Raw genomic sequence first — 17,866 nt, forward strand, 5'->3', positions numbered from 1 at the left:
ATTGTGTTATATCGCCAGCTTACGTGAAGCCTTTCCTGAGATCATCCATAGCTTAGAAACTTACTCAGCCTGTCGGTTACTCTTGTATCGAGAACGAGCGGTTATCTCGCAGCAGCTTAAACAAGCGGTACTTGATAAACCCGAAGCTGAACGCATGATCATGGCAGTGGAAAAGCGCATGGCGGCACTCAATAAAGCACCAAATATCGAAAACTCAGCTTCTGGCGAACAGTTAATGAAACAACTAGCTTGGTTACAAGAGCTACCTAAAAGTACCCAAGAAAAAGTGAACAGCATTATGCAACACAGTATTTATAACCCCAATGAAGAAATAGCTAAGGCGGGTAAGGCTTTTTCTGCCTTAGGTATAATCACCCGAGGTACAGTTGAATTAGTACGCGAGCAAGATGGCAAAACCATCACCAGTGTCTTAGGTGCAGGTGAAACATTGAGTGCTGTATCGTTACTATCAGGATTTTCTGCCGAGAGTATTACCGCGACCTCTTTGGTGGATATTATCTGGTTACCCGGCGAAAAAATAAAACCTATTTTAGCCAGTGAACCTGAACTATCACAAGCTATCGGTAAAATGATGTAATAAGTAATACTGCTAATTATTAGGCAATTACATACTTAATTAACATGGCAAAACACATAAATACCACTAGATAACGTAAATAATTGACTGGAATTTTAAATAAGCAATGTGAGCCTAACCAAGCACCAATAAACTGCCCGACCATCATGATCATGCCCGCTAACCAGATCACATGGCCAGCAAATAAAAATACGATAAGTGAGGCAATGTTTGTGGCAAAGTTTAAAGTTTTTGCAATTGCGGTTGCTTCAAGAAACTTCTGTCCACGTAATGCTCGCCCTGCTAGAGTGAAAAATGAACCGGTACCAGGGCCAAAAATTCCGTCGTAACAGCCAATAATCGGTACAACAAATCTTTTATAACTCGCAGATGAGACTTTTGCCGGTTTATTATCTTCATCAATCGTCGGCGTAAATAAAAAATAAAAACCAATGATGGTAATAACGATAGGAATAACAGCCGTCAGCATTTCTGCATCAATAAACTGAATCATTACTGTGCCAATGGCTGAGCCAATAAAAGCAGAGAGCATTAGATATTTCACCTGATGCCAACGTACTCGCCGACCTCGTAACATCATCAAGCTGGCAGTACCCGTGCCCATACTTGATTGCAGTTTGTTAGTTGCCAGCGCAGCTAAAGGCGGCATGCCACTCATCATTAGCGCCGGCAAGGTTAATAAGCCGCCGCCGCCCGCTAAAGTATCGAGAAAGCCGGCAACAATGGCGATGGTAAATAAAAACAAGGCTATTTCAATAGTTAAGCTGGCAAACTCCACAACACTTCCTCTAAATTTCAACAATGACTAGAACAACAGTGCCTATAACACTAATATCTATTGCGACAAGACTATATCAACAAATTGCCGAAGACTTTAAGCAAGTACCGATGAATTAGCAAGCCATCACTATCAATAATCGATTTCAATAGAAGAAAAGATAAAGCTGCTTTTAAGTGCTAGAGGTTAGCTATTAGCTGTTTGGCCTTCAGTGTTAACTTAGCTAATAAAGATACTAATGATCGCTATTAATGACATAACAATGGCTAATTTCGGCACTATTTTCGCTCGGTAGGTTAAAAGTAATGTCAGTAATAAAATCGCTATGGTAAGTGCGCCAAATAACAATGCCGGCCCAATAGACCAACCATACATATCGACACTTAAATAGGCAGTGAACGACAGCAGTAACCAAGCCAGAGGTCTGAAAAAATGTACCGCAAGAATAGAAACTTCATGCACGATCACTTGCTCCCTATGTTTTGTCATCGCTAAACAAAACAGCACCATAGCAGTGAAACATAAACTGGTAAGTACTAACATTAGCATTTTTCCTTATTCACTTGCTGCAACGACAATAGGCTTTCACTCGCTGCTAGTACTGGCGGCTTACTCTGCCGCACTCTTTGTTTACCTGATTGTTTACTGGAACGTTTACTTGCTTGCAAGACTTTGACTTTATAGGCAGCAAAGGCAAAACAACCACCAACAACCAGAAAGGTTAAATCAAAGCCGGCGAAGTTCCAATCTTGCTGAGGCAAACTATTACCTAAATGTTTATCTGTAGTTAGTGCATTCACTAGCGGTAGCGCCAGATAAACCAGCGCCGCCAATGTTAATTGCTCAGACCAAGCTTTAGCCCCGGGGCGAAACGCTGGATAAATTAATAATATTGCCCAGCTAATGAACATCACGTGAGCTTCCCAGGCAGCGCGCTCAGCCATATCAAGGGGTAATAAACGATTGGCATAAAAGTACATGGCAATGGCAATAGGCAAACCAACAATGGTGCCAATATTTAACTGCTCAACCAATCGATAACCAAAATCAGGGCCATTAGACTTTTTCATTTGTTGGGGTTTACGTTTGGTGGTCCAAAGAATTAACCCCGAGGCAATCATCGCCGTGCCAATAAGACCAGTGAAGAAATATATCCAGCGAGCTAATGGGCCAGAAAACTGCCCTTCATGCAAAGAGAAGAAGCCATTGTGAATCATACCTGCGCCAGTATACTCTTTAGCTTGCTGTGCTATAACTTCGCCAGTAACAGCGTTTATCATGACTTCATCAGCTGGATTATAAGTAATGTCGGTTTCATGACGAACAAACAATACTTGAGCATTAATATCGTTAGTAGCATACATTTCTACGTAACTGAGGTCATCGTCTTGCCAAGCAGTTTTTGTCTGCTGATATAGCACTGAAACATCTAACATTTCAGCTGGTTGGTTTGCCTTTTCTAAATGGGCGGTACGCGGATATATCTCTTTGCGCATTTCCCTATATTCATCATCATTGGTTTGTAAGTAGGTACTTAGCGCCATGTAAGTAAAGAGGAAGAATAACAAACCGCTGTAAGTGATCATAAAGTGAAAAGGCAGTGCAATAACACTTAATACATTGTGAATGTCTAACCAACCGGGCAAACCCTTTTTTGCTCTGAAGGTAAAAAAATCGCTGAAGATTTTCTTATGAATAACTACGCCAGTAATAACCGCAAGCAGCATTAACATGCTACAAAAGCCAACAATCCAATAACTAATATCAGTTGATAAATAGTGCAAGCGATAGTGCATGCGATACAGTAATCTACCGCCACCCGTTGCTCTACTTGCAACTTTATCACCGCTGTCAATATCCAAGACTTTTATCTTATATTGACCCCGTTTTTTACCCGGCTCTGCTGGGTGTCGCCAGCCGACTCGTAAATTTTGATCGCGTACGTTAGGTAAATAGATATCCCAACCATCAATGCCTTGGGCGTGTTTATTAAGATAAGCCTGCGCAGTATCCAGTAGCTGCTCATTAGTGATGTTATGTTCAATGAATGGCCTTTCTGGTTCCATCCAACGGGTAATTTCCTGATAAAAATAACCTAAAGTACCGGTGAGAAACATGAAGAATAGGATCCAACCAACAATAAGGCCGACCCAGGTATGAAACCACTTCATTGATTGTCTAAAGTTATCTTTCATTAACTGTTCGCACCGGTAAACTGCATCAATAACCAAGTTGTGATGGTAAAGAAAATAGTTAACTTAATTAATCCCATCCAAGCCTTACTTGCACTTTCCACTGAAAATACCCACATGGCTGCGCAGGCATAAACGATGAAAGTAAGCATCAATCCTATATGTATGGCTTGGTATTTACCCACCACATTCAACAGTAACTGACTAATAAAAAGTGAACTGGCTGTGGCTAAGGCATAGCCACCAAAGGTGGCCGCTAGTATTCGAGAGAAGACTGGCCAACGAGGGCTAGCTAAATTGAATTTAGTGAAAAGGTAAGACACTTTGATTCCATGTTACTTAGTAATATTTGATGAACTGTCAGCGTTTTTGCGTAATGTTCTTTACATAAGAAAGTGCAGAGGTTAACTGAACTGTTCTCAGAGGATACACATACGCAGATACAGCGTATGAAAATTACATAATACCGTAAAGAATAATGAAAATCATTATCATTTAATATTTGTTATACGTGTTTGTCCTAGGTCAATATTACTTAACAGTGTATGAATATAATTGTTTTCCCTTAAGATATATTCAATAAATTTAACAAAAAAAAGCCACATGAAATGTGGCTAAAAAAACAATAAACAATCCGTAAAATAAGTTAGTGTTTTGACTTTAGTGACTGTGCTCCTCATCAGTAGATATTCCTAACCAAGCAGCTTTCCCTGGAGTGAAATCTAAAGTAAAGTGACCAACAACTTCACCCTCATGTAAATCAACAGTTGTCACTTCTTGACCATTAATAATATAAATAAGTTCATGCGCTTTTGAGGCAATAATTGACGGTTTAGCATCTTCCGCTAAGGCATTAAACACTGAGATACGTTTATCTAATTGCCAATTCGTTTCCGCAGAAAACACATTCAATTGACCGGTATTATCAAGAATCAGTCCATGTTCATTATGACCATCAAAACCGTAAGAAACTAACGTTAGCGCTTCTTCAGGCTGCCAATTAAATGAGCTGATTTCTTGATTAGCTAAATCAACTAAAAATAAACCTGCACGTGAACCGCCAATCATCACGCTACTTTCAGCACTGCCTTTTAATGAACCAATACGTACGCCTTCAGGCATGTCTACAGGATTAGCAATTTTCTGTGCGGTAAATACACTGCCTTGCTGTTCAATGGATAACACACCGTCACCACAAGCAAACGCTATATGTGTTTCTGTTTGGAAGCTGCCATGTAAGGCAGGACATGTCGTCTCAAACACTTGTTCTTGATGAAAATGATCGCCATGCACTTCAAGTAAAGCCACTTGTGTTGGTAAACTACTTTCAGCATCACTTTCTCGTAATGTAGTCAGTACGAATTCACCACGAATTTCTGCAGTTCCATGCATATAAGTATCAAAATGATGCTCCGCAATAAGCTTTTCTGCACTGATACTTTCATCGCTTAATAAAATCAAGTTAGCGTTAGCGCCTGTTTCTTTATTACCATCAAAAAATATGGCTGCTTTTTCACCGCGCGGAACATAATGTGTCGGTTTAACATCATGCAAGGTAAAACTCGTTAAGACTGGTGCATCTGCATGTTGATCAAAATGATCACCATGAGCTTCTTGCCATAAACCGCCATCAATAAACTCAACGGTATCAAATGAACGCTGCACTGCAACCGCATAACGGTTTTCAGGACTCGCGTATAAATACTCTGCTGGATTGGTAATATTAATTGATTCAATGAGGCTGTTATCTTCCAAGTCAAAAATATGCACAACGGCTTGATCTGCTGAAGCAATGGCTAAACGGCCTTTACCTAACTCCCCATCATGATCGTGGTCATGACCATCATCTATTGGCGCTGGTGTCGGTGGGATCTCTGTAATATTAGTTTCACTGTCGCCACAACCAACAAGTACTGTCGCAGCACAAGCTAACACTAGTGCCTTCAAATTAAATGTATTCAAGCTAAATTTTTTCATGGTTTTCCTTTGATAAATTGATACGAACCCAAGCCATAGGGCAAAAAATTAAAATGAGCCGCGAATACCAGCAGCAATTGAACGCCCTGCTAGTGGTGTTAAGTCTTTTAAGAATGAGGTATGTACTTGCGCATATTCATCCGTCAAATTTGTACCTTTAAGATAAACAGCTAAGTCGTGCTGCCCTAAAGTAAAGTGATAATTAATGTTGGCATCCACCATGACATAGCTGTCTGTTGAGCTTTCTAGTGCTGCAGTATTGGTTTGTTCAAAGTAGTGGCTGACAAATACGTCAGCGGAAATAGCTTCGCCTTGATAACTAAACTCAGTTGCAATACGTGCGGGTGGTGTACGTGGTAATTCTCCACCGCTATCTAAGCGGGCACGAATAATGTCGCCCTGTACTCGCCAAGTAAACTCATCGGTAACTTGCCAAACCGCTTGCGCTTCAAAACCGTGTAAGGTGACATCTTGGGCAGTAAAAATAAACAAAGGTAAAGTATGTGCTGCTTCACTATGTGAATCATGGTCGTGTCCGCTATGGTCATGGCCATCACCCGCAGATAACTCGGTAGCTTGCTCGTAGTAGTAATCATCTATTTGGTTATAAAAAGCATTCAGGATAAAGCCAAAAGCCCCTTTAAATTTTCGTAAACTTAAATCAATATTATTGGCTGTTTCCATGACAATATCATGATCTGTTAAGCCGAAATGCGGTGCTTCACCGTGGTCGTCATGTAATGAAAACAACGCCCCTACTTCGTAAGAGCCAGTACCAATATGTGGACCAAAAGATAATAATTCTGATGCCGATGGCGCACGTTCTGAATGCGATAATGACAAGCCTAAGTTATAACCATCGGTAAAATCCCACACTAAACCCGCTGAAAGGCTTACGGGGGTGAAGACATGCTCTACAGCAAAATTACGAATTACCTCTTGCGTGGCATGATCGCCGTGATCTTCATGCTCACCTTCGTGTTCATCATGCGTTGCAGAGAACTCAACTTCGGGTAAACGTACTTTGGCTGCGGTTACTTCGGTACGCTCTATACGCGCACCCAATTGTAATAACACATCACCAAAGTGACGCTCTTCTATCCATGCCAAGGCTATTGAATTTGTCTCAGAAGGCGGGGTAAATGCTTCAGCACCCACGGCAGTAAAATCACTTTCTTTGTAATGAACACTTAAACCACCACGCCACTGCCAAAAATTTTGGTGTAATAATTCAACTCGAGCTTCTACTGACTCATTGTCGAATGTTGTGCCTATCCTGCCTAGCTCTATTTCACTATGACGATAATCGGTATAAGCTACCTTGGTATTAAGTGATTTTATAACACTATCACCAAAACTCAACTCGCTCAGTAACTGCCAACGATTTTGCGTTAAATCGGCAAGTACGGCAATATCTTCATCACCATGGCTATGACCTGGAATACCATACTCTTGATTAATAGCTTGATAAGAAATACCAACAAAACCATTATCGAGTAAGTAGCTAGTCCCTAAAGTAAAGCCGCTTGATTCAGTCGCCGAGTTCGCTACTTCATCAATGCCATTTTTTTCAGGTATTTGGTAATTGTCACTGTCACGATAAAAACCATCGGCATGCACAGCAATATTACCAGCACCACTATTAATTGAAGCTGATACCAAGGTTTGTTCATTATTAGTATTATGCTCAGTTAACCACTCTCCTTTGGTTTCAATACTGGTAGGAATTCGTTCATCAACCAAATTAACCACACCACCGATTGCACCACTGCCATAAAATAATGTCGCTGGGCCGCGTAATACTTCAATACGTTCGGTGGTTGATGTTTCAGTAGAAACAGCATGATCAGGACCAACCCGTGAAGCATCACCGGCATCAAGACCATTTTGGGTAATTAAAACACGCGGTCCATCTAAACCACGAATAATCGGTGTACTCGCCACACCACCATGAAAGCTACTATGTACACCCACTTCTTTATTTAAGGTATCACCTAAGGTATTTGCTTGGCGCATACGCAATTTTTCACCGTGTAACACAGTGACAGGTAGTGCTGACTCTATATTCGAGCTATGAAAAGGTGTCGCTGTAACATCGACAATTTCAATGGCGGACTTATCTAACTTAATAGACAACTGGGGGTTTTTCTCATCGGTTACGGTTACCGTGATATTTTTATGAACGTATGCCTGTGCTGTAATATGTAATTCATAATTTCCCGGCTTAACCGTGAGCTTAAAAGCGCCAGCACTGTCAGTTTCAGTAACGTTATTGGTGCCCATGACTTTAACAACTGCATTATTAAGTAGCTGCCCTTTTTCGTTAGCAACCAGACCAGTAATTTGCTCAGAAAATACTTGTGTACTTGATGTAGCCAGTACAATAGCACTGGCCAACAACGTCAACTTTTTCATAAAATGAACCCAACCTATAATGTGATAATATAACACTTCATAGGATGTTATATTATCACATTAACAAAAGCAACATTTGCAAACATATTTTTAACAAATAGTCACTTTATGAAAAATATTCGATACATTTAAAATACATCCAACTTATTTACGTAACAAAACACCACCTATTGAGACAAATACAAACAACAATAACTATCAGTTCCATTAATTAGGAGATCTATTTTATACGTAAATAAAACCGCCAAATACAAGGCATTTACTGTAATAACTAGTTGTTCAGGACAATATGCTCCTGCATTGTCTAATAAGCTGCATCCATACAGTGTTAATTATTAAATAAATAACGAAGTAGTTGGTAATTTTAGCAAGTAAAAATGATCACATAGTTAGTGGAATTGGTATTACTAGCTATCCAGTGACTGAATGGTAAAATAACGTTCATTGTTTACCATTAAATCTAGTGAGATAGCTGTGACCATACAAGAAAAAAACGTGCTTTTATTCGATCTCGATGGCACCTTAGTTGATAGTGCTCCAGATCTCGCCTTGGCATTAAATAAAACACTACGAGACTTAAAACAGACTGAATATAGTCAGCGGACAATTCGTCACTGGGTCGGTAATGGTGCAAAAACATTAGTTGAGCGAGGATTATCTGGCTCAGCAGACATTAATGAGCATTTAGAGCCCGCACTAGTAAATGACGCGTTAGGTATTTTTATTCAACATTACCAAGATGGCTTATGCATTGAATCTGCCCTGTATGACGATGTCAAAGAAGGTCTATTAATATTAAAAAGCTCGGGCTTTCGTTTGGCTATCATTACCAACAAGCCAGCCGTATTTATCCAGCCTATTTTAGCGGGTTTAGGCATAGGTGGACTCTTTGAAATACTCATTGGTGGTGATACTTTAACTGAGAGAAAACCCCATCCAGCACCATTAACTTATGCTTTAGAGCAGCTTAAAGTGACTGCCGAGCAGTGTTTGATGATTGGTGATTCTAAAAACGATATTTTAGCGGCAAAAGCAGCCAACATAGACAGTGTCGGCTTAACTTATGGCTATAACTATGGTGAAGATATTAGTAAATATCAGCCACAATGGTGCTTTGATACTTTTGCTGAGCTATTAGCCGCACTACAGCGATAACGACTATTATTGATTCCAGCTAACTCTAATTTATTTAATCTTACGTTAGCTGATTATTGCCTTACTTTAACCTTACTTTAAAGAGCGCTTTACAGGTTTTTTGCCAACGCAATAGGGTAGTCACGCTGTTTGGCTAAAGCGATTGCTTGCTCTGTGACTTCAGTGGCAGAACATTGCTGGCTTATGGGGAAATAATGTTCCGTTAAGTAGTTACCCAGCTCTAACTCAGCAACTAAGCCGCACTCCACTAAATTTGCCAAAATAGCATCAGCTGCGGCTAAAGCCGATGAAGCTTTAACAATTTCGGCACGAGCATAATGTTGACCATAAAAAGACACATCTGCCGCGCGTAAGTCTGCATCGTCTCCTGGAATTTGCTGAGCGCCAAATAGCGGTTTTGCTGCTGCCTCGGCACTGCTAAAAGCCGGGATAAACTGGGCAATATGGGCAATTGAGCCTAAGGTTCTATTACTCACCACATGCTCAGGCCAGTTTTTATCAATCTTTTCAATAAAACGTTGGGCTAGTTTGGGTTGGGCACTTTTTTGACAACTGGCCACTAGGCCTTGATCAAACAGGGTAATGTCTTGTGTCATACCATGGAGCTGAAAATAGCCATCTGGGTAAGGGGTTAATTGCGCCATACCTCGTGGAGTACCACGCTCGCCATAGAAAACAACTTCAGGCCATAAGCCTTGGCATTTAGACCAATGGGCTACATAAGCGGCTTTAAATTCAACCATACGTTGCCGCTTAGCACTTACCATGTCATCAATTTCACCACTTTTAAAACCACAGGCATTAATGACGTAATCATAATGACTGTGTTCGATCACTTGGCTTTGTTGGTGTTGAGTCGAGACCTGCCAGCCCAGTGTATTCTCGTGCTGAGTATTTTCTTGCGAAGTAATGGCGATCACTTGACTGTCAGTTTGCAGATGACAGCTGGGCAAACGCGTTATTGCTAAATTGGTAATAGCAGCAAAACGAAATGCCGATAAACCGTACTCTTGCACCAGTAATACGGGGAATTTAATACTGTCTAAATCTACATTTTGGGCAAAAGCCACTAACCAATCACTGTCAGCTTTGGCCACACTTGGTAAGGGTAAATTAACTAGTGCATCAAGCACTGCTCGCGAGAAAAATTGAAAGTACTGCTCTGGCTCACCTAATACCTTGTTGCTCGCATCTTGAGCGACCAGCTCAGCATATCTGGCGCGTAACTTTTCTAAACGAGGTAATAAGTCTTCCGGTTGGCCATGATCGGTTTTAGGCAAGGCAATAAGTGTAGGGCGAATATTCACGCTATGTGGATAAACTTTAACGGTGTCTATTGATTGCTGTAATAAAGTAAGGCATTGCTGATCACAAATTTCACGATACAAGTTGCCGCCAGCGTGTAAATGGCAAATTGGTGGACCATTAACTAAACTTGGACCTTTTTCTATTAACGTAGTGTCTAAGCCTAGTTCTGCAAATCGCAAAGCTATGGTAGAGCCCGCAACACCACCACCGATAATGGCAATTTTGACTTTTGAGCTTAGGATTGGCTGATGTGTAGCTTGGCTTACGTGGTTTGGTTGAGCTTTATTCATAATTGTGACAAGAAAGTGTTTTCATGGGCTGTATTTTACTTTGCTGAGCGCTATTTTCGTAGTGCTAAAGCATAAATAAGTATTGTTCGCATGTCCTATTATTTTTACAGCAAGAGGAAGTGAGCTATGCAGCAATGTATTTTTACCTGAGCTTTACTATTTATTGAGCGTTTTGCTGCTGAAAGCGCGCTATACAGGCATTACAAATACATATTGTACCTTTAAGGCTATCGGGTAATTGCTCTAACAAGGCTGCTGGCACTTCTGCTTTCATGCACCAACAACCTTGCTGCGATTGCACATCACAGCGGTTATTTTGTTGGCATAAAGGGCAAATGCTGTCATCAAGGTTAATGGGCATAGTTATATTCTGTATTGAATTTTACTGGAAAAAGCACTAGCGCTAATGATACTGATAAAATCATCGTTTGTGTTAATTAACTTATATGTCCGTCTGATAGATGACACTTATATTCTCCCTTATATTTCACTCTTATTATATGAAACTAATGAAGAAAATATAAAAACCAGGCATAAAAAAACGACCCGGAGGTCGCTTTAGCTTTAACATTCAATTTAAGGAGAAAAAGAATAATCAAGCTGAAAAGTTTTTCACTTTAGCTGTAGTGTTAGTTTTACGGCTTTTAGCCATAAAGCCAAACGCTGCTAACATAAGTAATACGGTTGCTGGCTCTGGCACACTAGTAGGACGGTTAACACTAACTACCCCATCAACTACATCGTTTGCACATGACATTGCCCAACTAAAGGCTAATTGTGAAGCATTTTGAAAAGCATCAATGCCATTTACGTTAAAGCTAAAACTAATCAAGTCATAGTTATTACGATCTCGTCCAGTATTTTGTCTATCTACAGACCAAGCACTTTGTTGACCTGTACCGACGGTATTACCGGCGACGACTTGACCATCTTGGACTTTGTTTGAATTATTATGAAATTCTTTTGCGGTTAACGTAGAGCTGATTTCGGTTAAAGTACCGGTATTATCCCAGTGACTTTTTTCCCAATATTTCTGACGTTGTCTATCAGCATCAGATAAAACAAAGGCATAGTTAAACGGAGATTGTGCACCATCAGTACCAATGAGAAGATCACCTAACACAATATTGCCATTGCCTCGGCCAGTACCATATTCATTGTTGTAATCAACAAAGTTAGTATAAATATCAACAGTAATTAAACCATCATTGGCCCATTGAACATCCATTTTATCAATTTCATATTTCCAACCACCGATGGCATCATCATTGGCATCATTAATCGTGGTATCTACGAGAAAGTCAGCTGCGAATACATTAGCAGAGGCAAAAAAAGCGGTTACTGCGAAAATCTTAAATACATTTTTAATTAAAGTCATAATATTTACACTTTATTGCTTTGATAGTTATTTAGAGGTTGAACAGTCATTTATAACAGTTTCACCATTGGACCAGAACAAGAGCAATTATTGTTCCAACAAATCAATATCGCCATTTAACAACACCTTAGTTATGGTACCTCGGTAATTTGTGAGAGTAAAGTGAACAACTTGTAAAAAAACCTGACAACCACTGTTAAATTTTTGCTAATTATTTTATATAAATGCTTTTTAACTAAGTCACTATCAGTGTTACTATTTTCACAATTAATGTCTTTCAATCGATTTGCTCTTAACTCATCTGACAAAGCATCTTGGCAAGTTTTATCTGATGCATAGTTACCATAAGACAGATCATTAATATCGGTACAATATGAATATAAAATATAGCTTGCTTGCTGCCCTACTCTCTATTTCCTTTGTATCAGGCTTAACTTTTGCGGACGAAAGTATTGATGCCAGTTATGAACAAGCCCTGATTGCTTTTCAAAATGAAGAGTTTTCCCGTGCTATTATACACTTAAAGAATGTTATCCAAGAAAACCCTATACATATGCCGTCGCGTGTTTTAATGGCGCAAATATTGATTACCCAAGGCAATGGTACTGCCGCGCAAATAGAACTCGACCGTGCCCGAGAGGGTAAAGTGGATAACGACCGATTGATTACCTTGTACGGGCAAGCTTATATCTTACAAGGGAAATATGACCAAGCATTAAAAGTGGCTAAACTAGGTCAACGTAATGAACAAATTGAAAATGAGTTATTACTTATTAGAGGCCAAGCTTATATTGGTAAAAAACAATATGAGCTTGCTGATAAAGCGTTTATTGGCGCATTAAATTTACAACCAAAAAATCAACTGGCCTTACTGGGTCGAGCACAAATAGCGCTGCAAGAGTCAAGAGTTAATCAAGCACTGATCTACATTGAATTATCACTTGCCAGCGTAAAGCCGTTCCTCAATGGCTGGGTATTAAAGTCGAAGATATTACACCGTTTAGGCGATCGCCAAGGGGCATTAAATGCGATTGATCAAGCATTAAAAATTGATGAAAAGCACTTGTCAGTGCGCTTAACCAAAGCTATGCTGCACATAGAGTTGCAAGAGTATCAGCAAGCTGTGCCTCATGTAGATTATATTCTGGCAGAAATTCCCAATGAACCGAGAGCCGGTTATTTAAAAGCCATTATCAATGTCAGCCTTCCTAATAATGGTAAAGAAAAAACCAATTCAGCTAACAATAAACTCTCTGAAGTAATCACCACCTTATCCGCTGTTCCGCCTGAGGTGATGAGAAATACCCCTGATTATTATTTTTTAGCTGGCTTGACCAACTTTCAGTTTGGTAACTTAAATGATGCCCATCGTTACCTAACCTATTACCTTAATTATGTCGAGTATGATATTGATACTGTACGTATGCTCGCCAGCATTGAAATACAACAAGGCGACTTAAATTCGGCCCGTCACTTACTTACTAAAACCAATCTTGCTCGTCCAGGTAATGCTGACATTTTAACACTGCTTGGCTTAACTTACTTACAATTAGAAGATAGTGCCAAAGCACAATTCTACTTTGAAAAAGTAGTTAATAGTTACCCTAATTCAACGGTTAGCGTAAGTAACTTAGCGCGCAGTAAAATGCAATCTGGCGATTATAAAGCCGCCATAGAGGTCTTATCTGCCATTAAAGATAATGAAATTAATGGCACTCAAATCAAATTACTATTGATAGATTCCTACCAAAATACTCAGAAATATCCTTTAGCCATTGATATTGCCAAATCGTTAGTCGATAAATTCCCTAAAGATAGCTTTTTTCAGCAACGCCTAGGCATGTTATATGGTTTGAATAGACAACTTACTCAAGCAAGAACAGCCTTCGAAAAGGCGTTAGTGTTAGATGAGAGTAATATTATTGCTATGGTGCATTTAGCACGGATGGATAATATCGCTGGTAATTATGATAAAGCGCTGAGCTTCTTACAAACTCAATTAGCTTTGTTTGATAAAAACATTTTGTTGATGACTGAAATCTCTGACAGTTACTTATTTAAGCAAGATATTGAAAATGCCCAACTGTGGATACAGAAGTCATACGCGCAGGATCCTAATGATTTTTATGTGGTACTAAAGTTAAGTCGTATTCTAGCAAAGCAAAACAAGCTCGATGAGGCCATTGATTTAATTGATGAGTTTATTGGCCACAACCCTAAAGAGCCACAAGCGCTGTTAGCTATAGCAAAATTGTATCAGCAAAAAAATAAACACCAACAAGCTCTATTGGCATTAAGAGACTATGTAGAAAAATCTCGTCATAAGTCCAAAGCACTTATTTTTTTAGCGAAAGCGCAATTAAAAGCCAACGATAATGCTGGCGCAGTAAAGTCTTATAAAAAGGCCATAATCGCCGATGATAAATACCTACCTGCTTTTTTAGGGCTGGTTAACTTAACGATTAAAAACAAAAATGAAGCCTTTACCTTAAGCCTGATAGCATCCATTGCCAAGATTACCCAAAGCACTAGCTTAACCGCTGTACTCAAAGGTGATCTATACCTTGCCTTAGGCGACAGTAAACAGTCGATTAAGTTTTACCAAAGTGCTTTGAAAAAGTCCGACCAAAAGCAGGCCATACTTGGTTTATACCGCAGCTACAAACAGCAAAGCAAATCGAGTAAAGCACTCAAGCCATTAAAAAAATGGTTAAAGAAGTATCCTAATGACATGTTAGTTGCCATCGCTCTTGCTGATAGCTACAAAGGCAGTGATCAACTACAACAATCAGCTGACTATTATCAAAAGTTAATTAAAAAATATGGCCCTCTACCTATTTTACTAAATAATACCGCCAGCGTTGAATTTTCCTTGGGTAATACCGATAAAGCTAAACAGTATGCTCAACAAGCTTATGATTATTTACCCGAGAATGTCGCTATTATTGACACCCTTGCTTGGATTAAAAGTCGACTCGGTGAACACAAGCAAGCGGTTGCTTTATTTCGTTTGGCACTCACCAAAGATTTTGATAATGCTGAAGTGAAATACCACATTGCCGTTACATTGTATGTGCTTTCAAGAAAAGTAGAAGCTCAAAAGTATTTAACTGAAGCCATTGATAGTGAGCAAAAATTTCCTGAAAAATCTGCTGCAATTGCTCTGTTAAAACAATGGTAGAGAGTTAACAAGTTTAGTAATAACTATCTGACAGGTAAATACATTGCTTAAGTAGGTAAGTTAAAACATTATGCATTCAGCTAAGTTTGATGGTTAAATAACACGACACAAGCATAAGTGAGCTATAAACCACCTAGATCAGCAAGAAGCTAACTTTATGATGAAATTTTTACTTCATCACACGGTCTTTTGAGGTAAGAACCCACAAGAGACGGTAATGTAAATGAACAATGTAATTCACTTAACAAGAGCTAAGGTGGCAGCAATAGTACTTTTTTCGCTACTATTGTTTTTCACTAATAACGTTTTGGCCAACACTAGTATTAATGTTGGCCCAGACTTAGGTAAAAAAGCACCAGCCATTACCGCTATCAACACCCTACGGCAGCCCGTGACTATCGAACAACTCGCAGGTGAAAAAGGGCTTATTATCCTTTTTTTCCGCTCTGCCGATTGGTGTCCATTTTGTAAAAAACATCTTTTAGAATTGAACGATTTGGCAGAACAATTTAGCGAATTAGGCTATGCCATAGCGGCTATTTCTTATGATAATACCGACATATTAAAGAAATTCGCTGAGCAGAGAAATATCAGCTACCCATTATTATCTGACCAAAAAGTACAAACTATGTTGGCCTACAATATTGTTAATAGTGAATACGCTATTGGTGATGAGCATTACGGTATTCCTTACCCGGGTGTCGTAATCATTGATAACAATGGCAAGGTCATTCACAAACACTTTTTCAAGGGTTATAAAAAGCGTGTTAAATTTTCCGAGCTTTACTTACAGCTAAGAAACGATATCTAGGCTTTAAAAATTAAAAACACAACGCCTAGGAAGTAGTAGCTAGGAACTATCTACTAGGAAATACTCTGAGCACTTATTTGATGGCTGTTTTTAATGACGGATGAACTATGACTGGTAGCTGTGTTATCAATACAAGCCACTATCGACAAAAGCTTGAGTAAGCTGCTGATATAACTTTTCTATTGTCGGTCGCTCAGTAATATTATCAAAAAGCGCAGTATGCACTTGCGCTTTAACCCGCTCCGTTTTATCACTTAGTTGGTAACACAAGTTAACCGGCTTGATGATCTCATCTAATAACACATCAATAAGAATAAAGGCTTGGGCTAACACTATTTTGCCACCGCCTTTTTTCAATATCACTCGCTGCGCTGTACCGACAATTTTTTTGCCATTGATATTCATATTATAATCGCCATCACAGTAGGAAAACTCTGTGGCGTGCGCTTGACTAACTAAATTAAATTGCAGGAAAAACCCCTGTAACACCGTACATAAGTTTTCATAAGCTTGGGGAATTGAATACGGCGTGTCACTTGCCCATAAATAAAGATGAGATATATTTATTACCCCCGGGCATTGTGGCACAGGTGCACCACCGGTTTTACGTGCATGCAAAAGCCAATTATCCACTAATAAGCCAGCTTTAAGAGAATCTGACTCTGGCCACTTCTTACCTGCAGGTAACACCAAAGTAGCTTGTTTAGCTTGCCATAACATTAGGCACTGCTGCAGCTCACCTGCTTGTATTTGTTTTATTACCTGGCTTTCTTTGTCAAAAACATTGGCAACAGAAATTTGCTGATAACGTAGCAGTTTATTACGACTCATTTTTACTTCTTATCGTGTGGTGATATTTTAGGAGTCTTCCTCATGCATTTGACCGTCAATTAGCATCATTTGCTCAGCAGACCTCTCATCATGTTTAGTCAGGCTATAAGTGCCATCAAACATGTTTTCCAAAAAGATACTTTCGCCGGCACTGGTCTGTAGCTGCTTTAGTACTTCAAGAGGAAGTTCCACGCCTAAGCCAGCACCAATTTTTTGTATTTTCAGTTCAATCATAATAATACTCCAGGTTAATTGCCAGACAATATCAATGAGATAGAACAAGGCTACAGAGCAATGTTCTTACTGGCTACTCGATGTAACTAAAATTATAGCTGGCTATTTTCACGGCACAAACCTTAATCGACAGCAGAGAATACATTAACTTATGCTGATGATTGCCATTACCACCACCAATAAGCTGATTACAATTATTAACACATTAGGCAGGGTATGCATGGCTTGAACTAGTGTCTCTCAGCCGATTTTACTGTAGCATTACTAGCTATCAACTTATGATGAAAAGTAAGTAAAAACAAAGCGTAACATTGCTTAAAAGTACAATTACACAAGCGAAAAATGACTTGTGGTTTTGTCATTTACCAGCTATAAAATAAAAACGAAGAATGGTTTGTTTTTATACAATAATTCGTAAAACTACTTTCTCTGCTGGCTGTAGCGAGAAGATAAATACTTAAGTAGTACTATTCATCGTAAGTAACCTGTTAATCAACAACCTTAGGGGAAAGAAATGAAAGCAAATATTCTTGCGGCGATAATTACTGCCACATTACTACCATTAACAGCGTATGCTGGCAGTGGCCACGACAACGTTGCAGATAGCGTCATTAAAAAGCAACGCGCTTTGTTAGAAAAAAACACTGATGGCAAAGGTTTTGGACCACAATCACCGCGAGATATCGATACCATCAAGGGTATGAATGCTCGCGATTTT

The 17,866-nt window shown here is 39.3% G+C and carries 15 protein-coding genes and 1 pseudogene; 5 read left to right on the plus strand and 11 right to left on the minus strand.

Annotation, left to right across the window (positions count from 1 at the left end; all coding sequences use genetic code 11):
- Positions 1 to 598: cyclic nucleotide-binding domain-containing protein (locus HRT50_RS12865; RefSeq protein WP_291615144.1), on the plus strand; the 598-nt coding region annotated here is incomplete at its 5' end.
- 19 nt (positions 599 to 617) lie between these two features.
- On the opposite strand, the gene HRT50_RS12870 is transcribed toward HRT50_RS12865, so the two are convergent.
- The 6 genes from HRT50_RS12870 to HRT50_RS12895 all read right to left on the minus strand — a co-directional run bounded on the left by HRT50_RS12870 (position 618) and on the right by HRT50_RS12895 (position 7,960).
- Positions 618 to 1,376 carry a TSUP family transporter gene (locus HRT50_RS12870; RefSeq protein ID WP_291615145.1) on the minus strand — a complete coding sequence of 253 codons (759 nt, stop codon included), beginning with the start codon at positions 1,374 to 1,376 and terminating at the stop codon, positions 618 to 620.
- Positions 1,377 to 1,595: 219 nt separating this feature from the next.
- Positions 1,596 to 1,919: a DUF3325 domain-containing protein gene (locus HRT50_RS12875; RefSeq protein WP_291615147.1), complete on the minus strand. Its 324-nt coding sequence runs from the start codon at positions 1,917 to 1,919 to the stop codon at positions 1,596 to 1,598.
- Positions 1,919 to 3,571, minus strand: a complete 1,653-nt coding sequence (locus HRT50_RS12880; RefSeq protein ID WP_291615149.1) for a PepSY domain-containing protein — start codon at positions 3,569 to 3,571, stop codon at positions 1,919 to 1,921. Before HRT50_RS12880 ends, HRT50_RS12875 begins: the two co-directional genes overlap by 1 nt.
- Positions 3,571 to 3,891, minus strand: coding sequence for a hypothetical protein (locus tag HRT50_RS12885; protein ID WP_291615151.1), 321 nt, complete (start codon positions 3,889 to 3,891; stop codon positions 3,571 to 3,573). The genes HRT50_RS12880 and HRT50_RS12885 overlap by 1 nt, the downstream gene beginning before the upstream one ends.
- Positions 3,892 to 4,228: 337 nt before the next feature.
- Positions 4,229 to 5,545, minus strand: coding sequence for a hypothetical protein (locus tag HRT50_RS12890; RefSeq protein WP_291615153.1), 1,317 nt, complete (start codon positions 5,543 to 5,545; stop codon positions 4,229 to 4,231).
- 48 nt (positions 5,546 to 5,593) lie between these two features.
- A complete protein-coding gene (locus tag HRT50_RS12895; protein ID WP_291615155.1) occupies positions 5,594 to 7,960 on the minus strand; it encodes a TonB-dependent receptor in 2,367 nt (788 codons plus the stop codon).
- A gap of 474 nt (positions 7,961 to 8,434) precedes the next feature.
- Here HRT50_RS12895 and HRT50_RS12900 point away from each other — a divergent pair, with 474 nt between their 5' ends.
- A complete protein-coding gene (locus HRT50_RS12900) occupies positions 8,435 to 9,115 on the plus strand; it encodes a phosphoglycolate phosphatase (protein WP_291615157.1) in 681 nt (226 codons plus the stop codon).
- A gap of 89 nt (positions 9,116 to 9,204) precedes the next feature.
- Here the strand turns inward: HRT50_RS12900 and HRT50_RS12905 are convergent, their stop codons facing one another.
- The 3 genes from HRT50_RS12905 to HRT50_RS12915 all read right to left on the minus strand — a co-directional run bounded on the left by HRT50_RS12905 (position 9,205) and on the right by HRT50_RS12915 (position 12,091).
- The gene (locus HRT50_RS12905; protein ID WP_291615159.1) at positions 9,205 to 10,713 is read right to left on the minus strand and encodes an FAD-binding oxidoreductase; all 1,509 of its coding nucleotides are present in this window, start codon (positions 10,711 to 10,713) and stop codon (positions 9,205 to 9,207) included.
- Positions 10,714 to 10,873: 160 nt separating this feature from the next.
- Positions 10,874 to 11,074 (minus strand): cysteine-rich CWC family protein, encoded by a 201-nt coding sequence (locus tag HRT50_RS12910; protein ID WP_291615161.1) that lies wholly within the window; start codon positions 11,072 to 11,074, stop codon positions 10,874 to 10,876.
- 234 nt (positions 11,075 to 11,308) lie between these two features.
- A complete protein-coding gene (locus HRT50_RS12915; RefSeq protein WP_291615163.1) occupies positions 11,309 to 12,091 on the minus strand; it encodes a PEP-CTERM sorting domain-containing protein in 783 nt (260 codons plus the stop codon).
- Between the two features lie 373 nt (positions 12,092 to 12,464).
- Here HRT50_RS12915 and prsT point away from each other — a divergent pair, with 373 nt between their 5' ends.
- A complete protein-coding gene (prsT, locus tag HRT50_RS12920) occupies positions 12,465 to 15,272 on the plus strand; it encodes an XrtA/PEP-CTERM system TPR-repeat protein PrsT (RefSeq protein ID WP_291615165.1) in 2,808 nt (935 codons plus the stop codon).
- Positions 15,273 to 15,495: 223 nt separating this feature from the next.
- On the plus strand, positions 15,496 to 16,083 hold the full coding sequence (locus tag HRT50_RS12925) for a peroxiredoxin family protein (protein WP_291615167.1): 588 nt from the start codon (positions 15,496 to 15,498) through the stop codon (positions 16,081 to 16,083).
- Between the two features lie 126 nt (positions 16,084 to 16,209).
- Here HRT50_RS12925 and HRT50_RS12930 read toward each other — a convergent pair whose 3' ends face one another.
- Together HRT50_RS12930 and HRT50_RS12935 are read right to left on the minus strand one after the other, a co-directional pair.
- Positions 16,210 to 16,914: a lipoate--protein ligase gene (locus HRT50_RS12930; protein WP_291615169.1), complete on the minus strand. Its 705-nt coding sequence runs from the start codon at positions 16,912 to 16,914 to the stop codon at positions 16,210 to 16,212.
- 27 nt (positions 16,915 to 16,941) lie between these two features.
- Entirely contained in the window at positions 16,942 to 17,148 is a 207-nt protein-coding gene (locus HRT50_RS12935; RefSeq protein ID WP_291615171.1) for a hypothetical protein, read from the minus strand.
- A 514-nt stretch (positions 17,149 to 17,662) separates the two neighbouring features.
- On the opposite strand from HRT50_RS12935, the pseudogene HRT50_RS12940 reads away from it, so the two are divergent.
- Positions 17,663 to 17,866, plus strand: a pseudogene (locus HRT50_RS12940) (hypothetical protein); the annotation flags it as partial.

The organism is Colwellia sp. (genome assembly GCF_013215345.1).
GTDB lineage: Bacteria > Pseudomonadota > Gammaproteobacteria > Enterobacterales > Alteromonadaceae > Colwellia.